Origin of the sequence: Marivirga lumbricoides (assembly GCF_014636295.1) — a bacterium.
Lineage (GTDB): Bacteria > Bacteroidota > Bacteroidia > Cytophagales > Cyclobacteriaceae > Marivirga > Marivirga lumbricoides.
Genome location: NZ_BMEC01000005.1, coordinates 122,322 through 137,445, shown reverse-complemented (window position 1 = coordinate 137,445; position 15,124 = coordinate 122,322). Strand labels below are relative to the sequence as shown.

At 36.7% G+C, this 15,124-nt stretch carries 15 protein-coding genes; 3 read left to right on the top strand and 12 right to left on the bottom strand.

Annotated elements, in window-relative coordinates; translation table 11 throughout:
* Nucleotides 1-260: 260 nt before the first annotated feature.
* Nucleotides 261-1,784 carry an aldehyde dehydrogenase family protein gene (locus IEV85_RS09125; RefSeq protein WP_188462510.1) on the bottom strand — a complete coding sequence of 508 codons (1,524 nt, stop codon included), beginning with the start codon at nucleotides 1,782-1,784 and terminating at the stop codon, nucleotides 261-263.
* Between the two features lie 144 nt (nucleotides 1,785-1,928).
* On the opposite strand from IEV85_RS09125, the gene IEV85_RS09120 reads away from it, so the two are divergent.
* Nucleotides 1,929-2,876, top strand: a complete 948-nt coding sequence (locus IEV85_RS09120; RefSeq protein ID WP_188462508.1) for an AraC family transcriptional regulator — start codon at nucleotides 1,929-1,931, stop codon at nucleotides 2,874-2,876.
* 114 nt (nucleotides 2,877-2,990) lie between these two features.
* Nucleotides 2,991-3,224 (top strand): hypothetical protein, encoded by a 234-nt coding sequence (locus IEV85_RS09115; RefSeq protein ID WP_188462501.1) that lies wholly within the window; start codon nucleotides 2,991-2,993, stop codon nucleotides 3,222-3,224.
* On the opposite strand, the gene IEV85_RS09110 is transcribed toward IEV85_RS09115, so the two are convergent.
* From IEV85_RS09110 to IEV85_RS09060, 11 genes are all read right to left on the bottom strand, one after another.
* Entirely contained in the window at nucleotides 3,225-3,578 is a 354-nt protein-coding gene (locus IEV85_RS09110; RefSeq protein WP_188462499.1) for a hypothetical protein, read from the bottom strand.
* A 6-nt stretch (nucleotides 3,579-3,584) separates the two neighbouring features.
* Nucleotides 3,585-4,349, bottom strand: coding sequence for a LytR/AlgR family response regulator transcription factor (locus IEV85_RS09105; protein WP_188462497.1), 765 nt, complete (start codon nucleotides 4,347-4,349; stop codon nucleotides 3,585-3,587).
* 96 nt (nucleotides 4,350-4,445) lie between these two features.
* On the bottom strand, nucleotides 4,446-5,465 hold the full coding sequence (locus tag IEV85_RS09100; protein ID WP_188462496.1) for a sensor histidine kinase: 1,020 nt from the start codon (nucleotides 5,463-5,465) through the stop codon (nucleotides 4,446-4,448).
* Nucleotides 5,466-5,659: 194 nt separating this feature from the next.
* Nucleotides 5,660-7,555, bottom strand: a complete 1,896-nt coding sequence (locus tag IEV85_RS09095) for a fasciclin domain-containing protein (protein ID WP_188462494.1) — start codon at nucleotides 7,553-7,555, stop codon at nucleotides 5,660-5,662.
* 252 nt (nucleotides 7,556-7,807) lie between these two features.
* Nucleotides 7,808-8,251: a hypothetical protein gene (locus IEV85_RS09090; protein WP_188462491.1), complete on the bottom strand. Its 444-nt coding sequence runs from the start codon at nucleotides 8,249-8,251 to the stop codon at nucleotides 7,808-7,810.
* A 59-nt stretch (nucleotides 8,252-8,310) separates the two neighbouring features.
* Nucleotides 8,311-9,297, bottom strand: coding sequence for a hypothetical protein (locus IEV85_RS09085; protein ID WP_188462489.1), 987 nt, complete (start codon nucleotides 9,295-9,297; stop codon nucleotides 8,311-8,313).
* 3 nt (nucleotides 9,298-9,300) lie between these two features.
* Complete coding sequence (locus IEV85_RS09080; protein WP_188462487.1) at nucleotides 9,301-10,353, bottom strand: cytochrome-c peroxidase; 1,053 nt, start codon at nucleotides 10,351-10,353, stop codon at nucleotides 9,301-9,303.
* A gap of 3 nt (nucleotides 10,354-10,356) precedes the next feature.
* On the bottom strand, nucleotides 10,357-11,115 hold the full coding sequence (locus tag IEV85_RS09075; protein ID WP_188462485.1) for an MbnP family protein: 759 nt from the start codon (nucleotides 11,113-11,115) through the stop codon (nucleotides 10,357-10,359).
* A 17-nt stretch (nucleotides 11,116-11,132) separates the two neighbouring features.
* A complete protein-coding gene (locus IEV85_RS09070; protein ID WP_188462483.1) occupies nucleotides 11,133-11,879 on the bottom strand; it encodes an MbnP family protein in 747 nt (248 codons plus the stop codon).
* A 2-nt stretch (nucleotides 11,880-11,881) separates the two neighbouring features.
* Nucleotides 11,882-12,991: a cytochrome c peroxidase gene (locus tag IEV85_RS09065; RefSeq protein ID WP_188462481.1), complete on the bottom strand. Its 1,110-nt coding sequence runs from the start codon at nucleotides 12,989-12,991 to the stop codon at nucleotides 11,882-11,884.
* 89 nt (nucleotides 12,992-13,080) lie between these two features.
* A complete protein-coding gene (locus IEV85_RS09060; protein WP_188462479.1) occupies nucleotides 13,081-13,467 on the bottom strand; it encodes a hypothetical protein in 387 nt (128 codons plus the stop codon).
* Nucleotides 13,468-13,634: 167 nt separating this feature from the next.
* Here IEV85_RS09060 and IEV85_RS09055 point away from each other — a divergent pair, with 167 nt between their 5' ends.
* Nucleotides 13,635-15,116 (top strand): aminopeptidase P N-terminal domain-containing protein, encoded by a 1,482-nt coding sequence (locus tag IEV85_RS09055; RefSeq protein WP_188462477.1) that lies wholly within the window; start codon nucleotides 13,635-13,637, stop codon nucleotides 15,114-15,116.
* Nucleotides 15,117-15,124: the final 8 nt, after the last annotated feature.

Below are 15,124 nucleotides of genomic sequence, written 5' to 3'. Positions count from 1 at the left end.
GATTGTCGGGTCGACATGGCCAAAACAAAGCAACCGGAGCAGGTAAGATTGCAGGCCTACCCACTCTGATTACTTAATTTTCTTATATTAATTACCAATTACTAGTGACTAAACAACTAATTACTGGTGACTAATTACTGGTGACTAATCTCTATTGACTAATTTCTATTGACCAAACAACCACTAGAGACTATTGACTAATTACTAATGACTAATGACCATTTACTAATTTCTAGTGACCATTTACTTTGCACCAATCATTAAAAGAATCCTAATTTATTCTTATCATAAGAAATCAGCATATTTTTGGTTTGCCTGTAGTGATCCAGCATCATTTTGTGATTTTCCCTGCCGAAACCGGATTTCTTATACCCTCCGAAAGGTGCATGTGCCGGATAAGCGTGGTAGCAATTCACCCAAACACGGCCTGCTTTCACAGCTCTCGGCACCTGGTATAATTCATGTGCATCCCTGCTCCACAAACCTGCTCCCAAGCCATACATTGTATCATTTGCTATTTCAATGGCTTCTTCCACTGTTTTGAAAGTAGTAACTGATGTTACAGGTCCAAATATTTCTTCCTGAAAAACTCTCATTTTATTATGCCCCTTAAATATAGTAGGCTCAATGTAATACCCATTTTCAAGTCCGGAATTTAAGTCTGCCTTTTTACCTCCGCATAAGACTTCAGCTCCCTCCTGCTTTCCAATATCCAGATAGGATAGTATCTTCTCAAACTGATCATTGGAAGCCTGGGCCCCCATCATGGTATCTTCTGCCAGAGGATGTCCCATTTTAATCGCTTTTGTTCTTTTCACTACGCGCTTCATAAATTCATCCGCTATGTCCTCATGTACTAAAATTCTGGATGGGCAGGTACAAACTTCTCCCTGGTTAAGTGCAAACATAACTGCTCCTTCAATACATTTATCAAGGAATTCATCATCCTTATCCATCACTGATTTCATGAAGATATTAGGAGATTTACCACCCAATTCCATTGTAACAGGAATAAGATTTTCAGAAGCATACTGCATAATTAAGCGGCCTGTGGTGGTTTCACCTGTAAAGGCTACTTTAGCTACTCTTGAGGATTGTGCTAGCGGTTTTCCTGTTTCAGGACCAAAGCCTGTTACTACATTTAACACGCCCGGAGGCAATACATCCTGAATTAATTCCATTAGCACCATAATTGAAGTAGGCGTTTGCTCGGCAGGCTTAACCACTGTGCAACAACCAGCTGCCAATGCAGGTGCTATTTTCCAGGTGGCCATTAAAAGAGGGAAATTCCACGGGATGATTTGCCCAACCACTCCTAAAGGTTCCTGTAAGTTAATACTTACTGTATGCTCATCATGCTCTGAAATAGAGCTTTCATCTGCTCTTATGGCTCCCGCAAAATACCTGAAGTGATCAACGCAAAGTGGCAAATCAGCTGCTCTGGTCTCGCGAAGTGCTTTACCATTATCAATGGTTTCCACTCGTGCCAGCATTTCCAGATTCTCCTCAATGATGTCAGCAATTTTTAATAGAAGATTGGAACGAGTGGCAGCTGAAGTTTTCGACCAGCTTTCGAAAGCTTTGTGTGCTGCATCAAGGGCTGCCTCAACATCTTCCTTGGTACCTCTGGCAGCCTTAGTGAATGCTTTGCCATCAACAGGGCTTATGTTATCAAAATATTCTCCCTTGGCAGGCTTCACCCATTTACCTCCTATAAAGTGATCATATTGCGACTTAAACTTAGGCCGCTCTACAGTTTTGTGATTCATTTCTAACGTTTCCATAATATTTCTTTAATTTTTAACTGAGCTCAATTTGCCACTAAATCTTTTCTAAAATTTTGCTTTGCGTATGAAAGATTTTGTTTTCCATATCATTTTCAGAATCTGCATTTTTTCGCTAAATTGAAGCATTCAAACGTTTGCAAAATGAACAGAGCCATTCAGCCTTTAGCTATATCCACAAGCCCCGAGAAATCGCTTAGCACCTTAGTAGAAAACAGAAGGGCCTACACTTATGATACCTGTGAATTGAATGTTTTTGAAACTCATGAAAAAGCTGAAAATGTAGGATTAGTTTTCAATGATTTTGTCTTTACTTCTATGTTAAGAGGTAAAAAAATAATGCACCTGAACGGACGCGAAGCTTTTGATTATTTACCTGGAGAATCTGTAATTGTTGGACCTAATGAATTAATGCAAATTGATTTTCCTGAAGCAGAAAATGATAAACCCACTCAATGTATTGCACTGGCAATTTCACAGCAGTTGATAGACTACACTTTAGAACTGATGAATGAGAAAAACCCTAAAGTGTTACCAGCAGAAGGATGGGCCATTAACCCGGATATTCATCATATTATTAATAACCAGGAATTGATTAATACTGTAGACAGGATCATCCGAATATCAACTTCTGAACAAACGGCAGCCAAAGACCTTTATGTTGACCTGGCTCTAAAGGAAATGATCATCCGCCTGATGCAAACACAGGCAAGAGAGGTTTTTACTTCCTCCTACCAAAAGCTGGCAAATCACCACCCTTTAGCTTATGCCATTCAGATCATAAAAAGTAAAATAGACCAAAAAATTGACTTTGATAAACTGGCCAGTGCTGCCTGCATGAGCAGAGCCACCTTCTTCAAAAAATTTAAAGAAGCCTTTGGGTACACACCTGCTCAATATGTACTAAACGAAAGGCTTGAATTAGCAAAAAAATGGCTAAGAAAGCCTGACTGCAGCATAACTCAGGCATGTTTTAATGCAGGATTTGAAAACCTCTCCCATTTCACGCAAACCTTTAAAAAAGAGACAGGTATGGCTCCATCAAAGTTTAAGAAAGTTCATCAACAGAAAATTGCCTCTGCTGCAAATTAACCTAAGAAAGGAGTTCGGAAGCTTACATTAACTGACATGAAACTTTCACTCTGAATGTTCTGCCTTATTCATTCATATTTAAGCCAGATAATACTAATTTTGCCAATAAAAAAAATGCGCGTAATTGGAGAAATACCCAGCAACCAGTGTAAAATCACGATTTTTCATTGGAACGAAAAATATTTAGTGAAATTTGAACTGGGTTTATACGAACAAACTTACAAAGTAGATGAATACGAAGTAGCTGATGAAGAGGCTTTAAAAGCCCTTGTTTCTGATGATTTTATAAAAGTAGTAATGCAGCGTTTTGATGCGATGCATGAAGATTGGGGAAAGGTAATTAATTAATCATTTCGGTGGCCCCAGGCTAATTTTGTTAAACCCCTTCACTAAAACAATGGTTCCGGCAATACCTATAGCCCCTCCGGTGTAAAGTAAGGCCTCTCCTACGTCAGGGTTGGTGCCTAAAAGCTGGCCACCAATAATGGTTACTGTATAGCCCAATGTAGCAATAAAAATTCCTGTCTTTAAAGTCTTTTTCGAGTTGTAAAGGTTCAACTGAACTTGTTCTACATCCTGCTGGAGGTTAAAAACTGCTCTTTTCAAAGAATCTAACTGCTGTTGGCTGTATTCCTGTTGCTGTGCCTGAAGGTGAAAAATGAAGGTGAAAAAGAAAAATGGTGATATTACTAAATATTTCATCTACTACTATTGGTTAATCCAGTTTTTGAATTCTGTTACTCGTTCTCTCGCTACAACCATTTCCAGATTTTCCGGAGCATTCAGTTCCAGCTTGAGCCTTCCATTATGATAAGTTTTAATTTCTATCACACTTTCCAGGTTGATAATAATGGAACGGTTGATCCTGTAAAATTTGTCCGGATTTAATAATTGATTTTCCAATTCATCCAGACTATGATTTATTACATATTTTTTAGAAGAGCCGATTTCCTTCATGTATACAATTTTATCTTCACAGAAGAAACAGGCTACATCCTCAACAGGTATAAAAATCATTTTACTACCTACTTTGGCTAAAAACCTGCGCTTGAAATTTCTTTTTTGGTAGTGACTAATCAGTGTATTTACAAGATCTTTCGAAATGCTTTGCTGACTGCCTATTAAACTTTCATGCTTTTTAAATGCTTTAAGAAGACGCTCCTCTTTGATAGGTTTTAAAATATAATCTATACAATTATGCTCGAAAGATTCCAAGGCATATTCATCGTAAGCAGTGATAAAAATGATTGGCTTTTTAAAATCCCCTTGTTTAAATAATTCAAAGCACAAACCATCAGCCAGATGAATATCACACAACAAAAGATCATATTCCAATGATGAATTCAACAAATCCTTTGCCTCTTCCAGACTTTGTGCGCTACCGGCAACCTTCCAATCAGGCAATTGATCTTTTACAATCGCTTGAATTCTCTCCTGAGCTAGTGGTTCATCTTCAAAAATTAACAGGTTCATATCTTTCTATTTCGTTGAAATGATTCCGGAAGTTGAGATTTTTATGCTATTCATTTTAAACCAAATATGATCGGTTAAGAGTAACTACTTTTACTGTTAATAAATATTCTTTTCCACATCAACCAAAGGTAATTCAACTTTAAATTCTTCCGATTGGTGACTGATTTTAATTGTTTTACCTAAAAACGCGTATCTCTCTGAAATGTTTGTAAGACCGATTCCGGAGGACGGCTCTACAGCTTTCTTATGCTGAATTTTATTGCTGATACTTACTGTTTCTGCATCAGCTATAATGAATATAGTAATGGGTTCATTCTTTGTAAAGTAATTATGCTTCACTACATTTTCGACCAGTAACTGTAAAACTGCAGGAGGAACATACTTTGATAATGCAACATCGTCTATTTCCAATTTGAAATGCAAAGCTTCTTTAAAGCGTATACTCAACAGCTCAATGTAATCATTCAAAAATGAAAGTTCGCTGCTGAACTTTACCAATTCATTTTCTTTATTATTCAAAATATACCTGTAAATGCTTGAGATCTTTTGAAGATAAAAGTCTGCTTCCTTCGGGTCCTTATGAATTAAGGTAGAAAGTGCATTCAGGTTATTAAAGAAAAAATGAGGATTTATCTGATTATTGAGGACTTCGAAGCGAGCGGTTGAATTTAAGGTTTTTAGCTTTTCTGCCTCAACAGCCTTCTCTTTATAGCGCTGGCTAAAGAAATAGATGGCATTTAAACTGTTGAGAAAGAGGTTAATCCGGAAAGTAAATCCGCTGGTAAGCAATAGGTTTTGCTGTGTAAAATTGAAGGGATAGCCCAGAATTAATTCTGTTAATTCTACAGAAACTAAGCAGATAATTAATACTGCCACTATACTGGCTCCAAATTGTAACAGCAAAGGATGGACATTCTTAAATTTACGAAGTAAGTAAACTTCAACAGTGAGGTTGGCAAACCACACAGCAATGCACAAAAAAACAATGGTATAAAAAAGGTAATCTTTAGGCAATTCAGCCTGAAACAATCTATCACCTTCCAGTACTATAATATTCAGGAATGAATACACTGCAAGAAACGCAATAAAGAAAAATTTGTAGCGATGTTTAAACATGTGTTTAAAGAGAACCTAAATGGCAATTTATTTAATAAACTTATCAATAAAACGAGTGCTAGAAGAATTAATAAAGCTTTCGTTACATTAATTAAGATTCTTGAATTTAAAAGAAACTGCAAATTAAAAAAATCGAACCTGCTTTATAAACAGGTTCGATTTTGTATTATGTATCTATAACTGTTTAATAAATGTTATTCTAAGTCTGGTAATAATACACCATCAATTACGTGTACCACACCATTTTGAATGGTTACATCGGCCATTACTACATTTCTATCAGGGTTACTTCCATCTGAAACCGTTACAGCTCCATCTGTTTTGGTAACTGTAATTTGTTGATTAGCTAAAGTAGTAAATGTATTAGGTCCTTCTTCAAGGTCTGCAGCATATGCAACAGCAGGTACTACATGAAATCCTAATACAGTTCCTAAAGCTTCAACACTACCGAGTGCATCAATTAGTTCAGCTAATGTTTCAACTTCAAATTCATCTAAAGCATTCTCAAACGCTTCATTCGTTGGAGCGAAAACCGTAATCGCTTCTTCACCTAATAATGTTTCTGGCAATTCCGGAACAGCTGTTACTGCAGTCAGTAAAGAATCAAGATCATTCTCCATAGCCGCTTCAACAAGTGTTGGTCGGTCTATTGGCAATAATACACCATCAATAATATGTACTACACCATTGTCTACTCTCACGTTAGGAGTTGTTACGTTATAGGTTATGCCATCAACATCTGTTAATGTAACACCAGCTTCATTAACACCTACTGTTAACATAGCACCTGCTAAGGTTGTAATTTCATCTCCATCAGTTAAATCATGCGAAAAAACTGCGGTATCTGCTACGACATGGTATTTTAAAACAGTCTCAATAACTTCCAAGCCCCCAACTTTTTCGGCCAATTCGTCTAAAGTCTCAGCTCCGTATTCGTCTAATAATTGTTGGAAAGCATCATTAGTAGGAGCAAATATCGTTATGTTGTCATATCCTTCTAAAGCAGCACCTAAACCATCAAACAATGCAACCGCACTACCTAAAGTTTCCAAAGCAGGAGTAGCACCTATGGCACCGGAAATAGTTGGATAGGTTAACTCAGGCAATAAAACACCATCTATTATATGAACTACACCATTAGCTATTTCAACATCAGCTTGTTCAACATTGTAAGTATTTCCATTAGCATCTGTTACTGTTACGCCATCCGCAGACTTATTTACAGTGATATCTTGTCCAATTAAAGTAGTAAAAGTTTCATCACCATCTGGCAAATCAGCTGCAAAAGCTGTTGCAGGTACTACGTGAAAGCCGAGTATAGAATCTAATTTTTCTACACCTCCTAATTCAGTTACTAAATCGGGGAAATTACCCACACCATAAGCATCTAAAACAGCTTCGAAAGCATCATTAGATGGAGCGAATACAGTAATTGCTTCCTGTCCTAAAAGAGTAGTTCCTAAACCTTCAACAGCTGCCACCGCTTGATTTAGCAAACTCAAATCTTCAGTATTTTCTAAAGCATCTGCGATAGTAGGAACTTCTTCTTCAGGCAATTCCGGTAATAATACGCCATCAATTACATGTACCACTCCATTTTCAATTTCAATATCAGCTGTTACCACATTAAATGTGTTTCCAGAAACATCCGTTACTGAAACGCTGCTTCCAGAAACATTCACTGTTAAATTTTGTCCTGCTAATGTAGGTAAAGACTGACTGTTGCTTAGATCCGCAGCAAATACAACATCAGCTACTACATGGTAACCCAACACTGTTTCAAGATTATCCACACCACCAATAGCTGCAACTAATTCATTTAAATCAGCAGCATCGAAAGCCTCTAATGCATCTTCAAAAGCTGCATTGTTAGGTGCAAAGACAGTGATTTCGTTTGCAGCAAGCAATTGAGCTTCTAAACCATTAACCGCAGCAACAGCGGCATCTAATGTACTTAAGTCAGCAGTACTATTTAATGCCTCTGCAATTGTGGGCGCATCCGGCTCCATATCCGTTGTATCGTCATCATCACAAGCTACCATAAAGGCCAGCAAGGGTAAAAAGAGTAAAAATTTCCACATTTTTTTCATAGTTGTTAATTTTTTTGTTTAGTCCTATCAACTATAAAAAGCCGTTAAGGATGTGGCAGAAACACCCAATTGAGGATTTTAGCTACTGAGCTGTAGTAAATTTGATGTGAGTTGTAGGTAAATTAATATTTCAGTAAAAAGTCTTTCTAAGAGATGAAAGAAAAAAGCATCCTGATTAAGGGATGCTTCAAAAATAAAAAAGCTATTAATATAAAGATTACTTTTGCCTGGCAGGCTTATTAAGGAATGATACTATTTACTCTTCATAAATTCTTCAGCTTCCTGAATGGCACCATAAATTAATTGTTGAACGATTATAATTTCAGCCTTTTGTTGTATATGTACCTGATAAGTTGTATCAGCCTGGGAGTTATGCATATGATGACCATCATGTGAAGCTTCATCACTTTGCTGTGGGTAAATTTTCAACTCGTGCATCCACATCATCATAGCTTCGGATACATTATCCAATTTTTTAATTTGGCTATCGATTTGAGTAGAATCCTCAGGATGAGATTTTTCAAATTCTTTTAATTTTAGTTTTAAGCTTTCAATCTTATCCATTTTAGGCATCACCTCATCATGGATTTTAATGGCCTCTTCAAATGTTTTCTCTGCAGCTGAGATATTTTCGGACGAGCTTGTACAGCTCACCATTACTAAACATATAAGCGATAGAATATATATTGTTTTCATTTTTTTCTTTTTAATTATTAAATAAGATTTTCTACTAATTCTATTAATGGAACAGGTAATTACCAGGCGTAAATAAGCCCCAGGTTAAGCCTGCCTGCATTCCCTATTTGTTTTCCGTTTCTGAAATCTGCCAGCACAGGCTGATAAAGTGCCTGCACAGTAAATCGCTTTACCTGGAAATCCAGTCCTAAGTCCAGCAAATACGTGGATCCGCCTGTGAGTTTATCACACTCACCATTCCAGGTATTATAACCTGAAGTTTCTGCATAAATACCAATTTTAGGAACAAGAAATCTTTCTAACATTAAATCAAATTGATAAAACAAATCTACCTGCCCATTAATACTATTGGCAAATTTATAACTCTGCTGTGTAGGTCCATTCACTTTATAATTGAGTGAAGCCATTTGACCAAAGCCTGACTTAGCCAACTTCAGGTAATTCAATCTGAAAATGAAATCTATTGATCCAGTACCTGGCTGAATTTCAGGATCAAATGATCTTCCTTCCGCGTTCTTTTTATTATAGACTCCTGTTGGCCATTTTACAGCAATTCCCGGCCTAAGTGTATGCTTATTGCCCTCCTTACCAAAATTTATGGAGTAGTCCAGCGCAGTAATTAAATCACCCTGACCTTGTAAAACCATGGTGGTATCATTAACGGGATCAACGTAGGACCATACTGTTTCATTATGAATTTTAATGAATTCATAGGGCATGATGAGCAACAGGTTCACTTTATTTCCCAATCTCAGATTCATTCTGGCAGCTACGGTCTGATAAATTTCATAATCCTGTTGTTCCCGCTCTAAAAAAACTCCTGAGCCTTCAAAATCATGCATTTTAGGATCCCTTCCAAAGAAGTTATGCGACTGGTCAAGATGTTTATAACCGTTGAATTTCCTCAAATGATAAAAAAAGCCGATATAGTTTCCACTTGTATTATAAGGTTTGTATTCATAAATATTGCAGACATCGCAAGCATAAGTATTCTGTGGCAAACACAAAATGACACTTGTGAGTAGTAATAATAATATATATTTCACTTTCTAATTTTTAAACTGAGGATTTGTAATAAAATTTGTATCGGTTAAAGTATTGAGAAAAAGAATCAGATTTTTCTTTTCTACTTCAGTGATTGCTATACCGATTGCATCACCTGACTGCAGTAACTCATCTAAAGTTCCGGAGTATTTAACACCTGAATTATAATGCTCAAGCACCTCTTCCAGGGAGGCGAATCTTCCATCATGCATGTATGGAGCTGTTAAAGCGATGTTACGCAAGGTGGGAGTTTTATATTTACCCAAATCAGAAGAGTCACGGGTGATCCTGAACCTTCCCTGAAAAATACCTTCGAAGTCCTCGTTCACGAATGATGCATCCAACCCATTATTATGATAAGAATAGTCTGTAAAATGATCCATAGCATGACAACCTGCACATTTTTCCTTAAAAAGCAATAAGCCATCGAGCTCCCCTTCGCTTAAGTTTACTCCTTCATTTCTTACATATTTATCATATTTAGAATCAGCAGAAACAAGCGTTCTTTCAAATTGCGAAAGTGCCCGTGATAATGCAGAGGTACTTACTCCCAATTCAGGAAATGCATTATTAAATAAAGAGACATATTCATCATCTTCCTTTAATTTAGCCAGTACTTGCGTTAAATCAGCTGCCATTTCATCCTCATGAGTTAGTGGCCCAAATGTGAGAGACTCCAAATCATTAGCTCCACCATCCCAAAACAGACCTTCAATCCATGCTGCGTTGGTTAAAGTAGGAACATTTCTTTTCAAAGGCTGACCACTTACCCCCTTTGTTGTAAGCGCCAGACCATCAGTAAAAGCAAGCTCAGGCTTATGGCATGTAGCACATGACACTTTTCCATTTGCAGACAATATGGGATCATAAAAAAGTTTCTTACCCAAAATAACACCTTCCTCAGTAATCATATTACGCTCATTTTGAGGTAATACAGTGCCCAAATTAGAGGGCACTGTATACACAATTGTTTTTATAGAAGGCGACACCTCATCATCACAAGCTTGAAATGATATAATTGCAAAAAGCAATAAGCTGAAGAAGGTGAAATCTTTCATAAATCACATCGTTGAAAAAGATGATTTAATATTTCCAGCTACCTTTAAAGCTAGTGGTTTGGTCCCCATAGTATGAGAACTTCTATTTCCCTCAATAGACAGGTCAATATCATTGAAAAATTTCGCCACATTGTAACCAATCATAATCTCACCATTATCTCCATTAATTGTAGCTTCATTTAAATCAATATTTCCTGTAGGAGTGATTAAATCATTAGTTCCAATATGATAGGTAAATGGTTCTCCATTTACTGTTCCTTCCAAAGCAGCAAATATGTAGCCTGTATTCCAGCTCCAATAATAATGGTTTGGATTATCAGCAGAAAGAGGATGATCGGTAGGCCATGCAGTAGGCTCAATAGTACTATTAATCACTGTATCAACCCCTATTTCAAAATTTATACTTTTATAAGTGCCTATTTCAACTTCTCCCAAATCATACATCATATTGCCAGCAGTCACCTGTAAAAAAAGATCATCTTCTTTTTCAGAAGTATTACCATCAAATTTTACTAATGAACCATCTTCTTTAGTAAGCTCAATATTAGAAACGTAAAATTGAACTCTGCTAAAGCTTACTTCATTACCATTCATTGAATAGGTTTCATTAATGGCAAAATCTTCGCCATTTACATGCGGATGAAAGTGCAATTTAAGGTCTGTTGTCCCTAAATCATTTACAGTATCATCATCACTACAAGAGCTTAGAATTACCGCTATTACTACTAAAAATATTAATTGTACTTTATTTATTACTTTCATTTTTTGACTTAATTTTTTTATTTATTAACTATCTGAATAAATGAAAACATTTCGTTTTCATAATTGTCAGCTATCTTTCTTGCATTCTCTCCTCCCATGGCTACATTTACTTCATTGAATGAAATAGTATTAGGAGAATTGAACATTCCTAAGATATTGGCTTTCATCTGAATTTCGTATTCAGTGCCTTCTGACAAGTTTAAATTGACAGGAAATTGAAGTGTTTTGTAATTGCTATCTTCGCCAATATGAAAAACTAAACCTCTATAGTCAGTTTCTCCGGCAGCAAAAAATTTACCTTCCAGCAAAACAAATTTATAGCCCGTGTCCCAATTCCAGGCCATATTATTGCTGGGATCCAGGTCACCAGGATTATCCAGCTTTGTATTTGCCTCGGCATCTACCCCAATGCTAAATTCAACAGTACTAATTTGCAAATCAGGTAAATCGGTGATCTTAAAGTTGAGCTTATTTGAGGCGTTATTCTGAGTAATAAGATGATAACTTTCTTCTTCAGAAAATAACAGATTCCCGTCATCATCTAAAAACCTGACATTGGAAATATAGTACTTTAATTCTTCCACTGTAAAAGTACCGTTATCTCTCTCATACTCTTGGCTTGCAATTACCAGTGGAACCTCGCCCACCATGTTTTCAAAATTGAAAACAAGTGAATTGTTCATTTGGACAGCATCATCCGAACCACAAGAGGAAAGGAATATCAGCATAATGAACATTATTGAATAAATGTTATTTTTCATCATTTTTAATTATGAGGATTTGAAAATCTCGGGTTGTTAACAAACTCTTCATCTGTTAACATGTGCAAAAAGGCAATGATGTCCTCTTTCTCCTGGTCCGTTAAAAACAGTTTAACAGGCTCGTTAGGATCAATAGGTTCATTACTTCCTTCTTTAATTAAGATATCAAGTGTTTCGCTCTTCTTAATATTTTCATTGTAATGATCAAGCACTTCTTCCAGCGTCTGGAACCTGCCATCGTGCATGTAAGGAGCAGTTAAAGCAATATTGCGCAGGCTGGGAGTTTTAAACCTGCCTTTATCAGCCGGATTTCCTGTAAACTCCATTAAACCCGCGTCAAGCTCCTCGTCAGAATCAAGACCATTATTATGAAACCCCTGAAAACCATCAATATCTCCGGAAGTGAGCGGCCCTAAGTGGCAATCTCCACAGTTACCGCCACGTAACTGACCCGGAATAGGATGGGTGAAAAACAGTTGCATCCCCCTTATTTCCTGAGAAGTAGCCTGGTATTCATTCCGTAAATACTGGTCGTATTTAGAATTACCGGAAATCAAGCTTCTCTGGAATTGAGAAAGCGCCTTGCCTATTCTCCCTTCAGTTATCTCCGGAGTACCGAATACTTCGGAAAATAATTCGGAATAACCATCTGCTTCCAGCTTTTCTATTGCTGCCTCAAAAGTGGTGTGCATTTCAATAGGGTTTGCAACAGGGTCAACCGATTGTTCTTCAATTGATCGCTTCCTTCCATTCCAGGTGAATTTTTCAGCCCACAGCATATTTACTAAGGACATGGCGCTTACCTTTCCGGCTATCCCATCAATTCCTTTGCTAACAGCCAAACCATCCGTAAATGCTTTTTTCTGCTGATGGCAACTTGCGCAAGCCATTGTGTTATCTCCTGATAGTTTTTTTTCATAAAACAACATTCTACCCAGCTGAAACCCTTTCTCTGTCAAAGGGTTGTCCTCCGGAATGCGGTTATTAAACTCACCAAAATAAACAGGAGCATTAAGTTCAAGCTCAACAGGCTCCGGCTTCATTTCCTCAGGTTTGTTACATGAAAAAAATCCTATAAACAGAAGAAGAAGATATAAATAATTGATCTTATTCATCAGTTTTGTTTTAAATATAAACCATAGCATTAACGCTTGTAAAACAAATTTCACAAGCCATATATGGCTATTAATTTATTAAGAATTAATTAAACACTTAAATACTGACGAAAAGTTTGCGGAGGATGGAATACCGAAGTACTATTAAGAAAAATATATTGATTAGAGTAAACTGAGAAGTTTGTTGTTACCTCTTCAAAAATTCTTTCCACTGGAATAAATACACTGAAAGAGGTTAAGGCCTGAAAAGTTTCGACAGTCTGGCTGCTTTTTTTCTCCTTTTCTTCCTTTGTCTTTTGAAGTTGATCCTTTAAATAACATTTACCATAACACATGGTCATCGGTTTTTCCTTATTGATACAGAATAATTCTGTAATAATTTCCTTGTTCACCTCGTAATTAAAACGAATAATAGTGAACATGAAAACATTGCTAAGAAACAACACCAATAATGATATGGTAATGGTTTTTCTCATTGATGCAAATGTAGATTGTGTATTTTCAATAAACAATCTGTTAGCAAATTTTATTTCTGCAAAAGTGACCTATGGTTTAAATAAGATATTAACCCCCAATAAAATAATGATCAGTGTTGTAATGAGAAATAGTTAAATTTAAAGCATTCAAATTTAATTATTATATCATGCGAACCTTTCTCTTAAGCTTTATTGCAATTATTTATTTAGTACCCGTAGCCTCTATGGCGCAAACAGCAGCTCGTCCTGATGATTTTTTACCTAAAAATTTTCATGAGGAAAGAAGGCAAACCTTAAGAGAAAAGATGCCTAAAAATTCAGTGGCTGTATTCTTTTCCAACCCTATTCGCAACAGGGCAAATGATGTAAATTATATGTATCATCAGGATCCGAATTTTTATTACCTGACAGGACACCAGCAACCGCACGCTTTACTGATGATTTTTAAAGACCCTCAAACAATCAACAAAAAAACTTTTGATGAGATCATCTTTCTAAGAGGTAGAAACGCATTGGCGGAACTCTATGATGGTGGTAGATTAGGAACAAATGAAGCAGAGGAAGCTTTAGGGACGCAACTTGCTTTCGAAACACCGGAGTTTGAGAAATTTCAAATAGATTTTAGTCAATTTGATCAGGTGCTGTTTTTCGATTTTGAAAATGATGTAAGGGATACCCAGGAAAAAGGTGATTTGTATGACTTAATTGCTCAGTTTAAGCAAAAGGTGAATTATCCTGAAAAAAATGCACTTTCTATTGAGCCTGAACCTAAAAAGGTTAACCTTAACACTAAATTATTAGGTGAAATTTTAAGTGATATGCGTGGCATAAAAACCGAGGAAGAAATTGATCTGCTTAGAAAAGCTGTGAAAATTTCAGCTTTGGGGCAGGCAGAGGTAATGCGTGCCATTCATCCCGGTATGTCAGAAATGGAAGTGCAAGGTATGCATGAGTTTATCTATAAAAAATACAAAGCAGAATATGAAGGCTACCCAAGCATAGTGGGGGCCGGTCATAATGGCTGCGTTCTGCATTATATAGAAAACTATAAGCCGGAAATAGAGGATGGAGAATTAATTTTGATGGATTTGGGAGCAGAATATCACGGATATACTGCCGATGTAACCAGAACCATTCCGGTAAATGGTAAATTCTCTAAAGAACAAAAGCAGATTTACGACCTTGTTTACAAAGCGCAGGAGGCTGCCATGAAAGTATGTAAAGCAGGCACTCCCTTTAGCGAGTTGTATCAACAAACTTTAGTGATTATTAATGAGGGCTTGTTGGAATTAGGTATTGTTAAATCTCTTGAACCCAAAGACCTGATTGACCCTAAGACTGGCAGACACCGCTACTATCCGCATGGCTGCTGCCACCATATTGGTTTGGATGTGCATGATGCAGGAAATTATAAGTTGCTGGAAGAAGGCATGGTAATCACCATTGAACCTGGAATCTATATTCCGGAAGGAAGCCCTTGTGATCCAAAATGGTGGAACATTCCCGTAAGGATTGAGGATGACTATTTGATCACTGCTGATGGATTTGAATTACTTTCCAAAGATGCACCAAGAAAAAGTGATGAGATAGAGGCATTGATGAAAGAAGTAAGTGCCTTTACGCAATTTAATTTACCTGATTTGGAATAAATATTGAA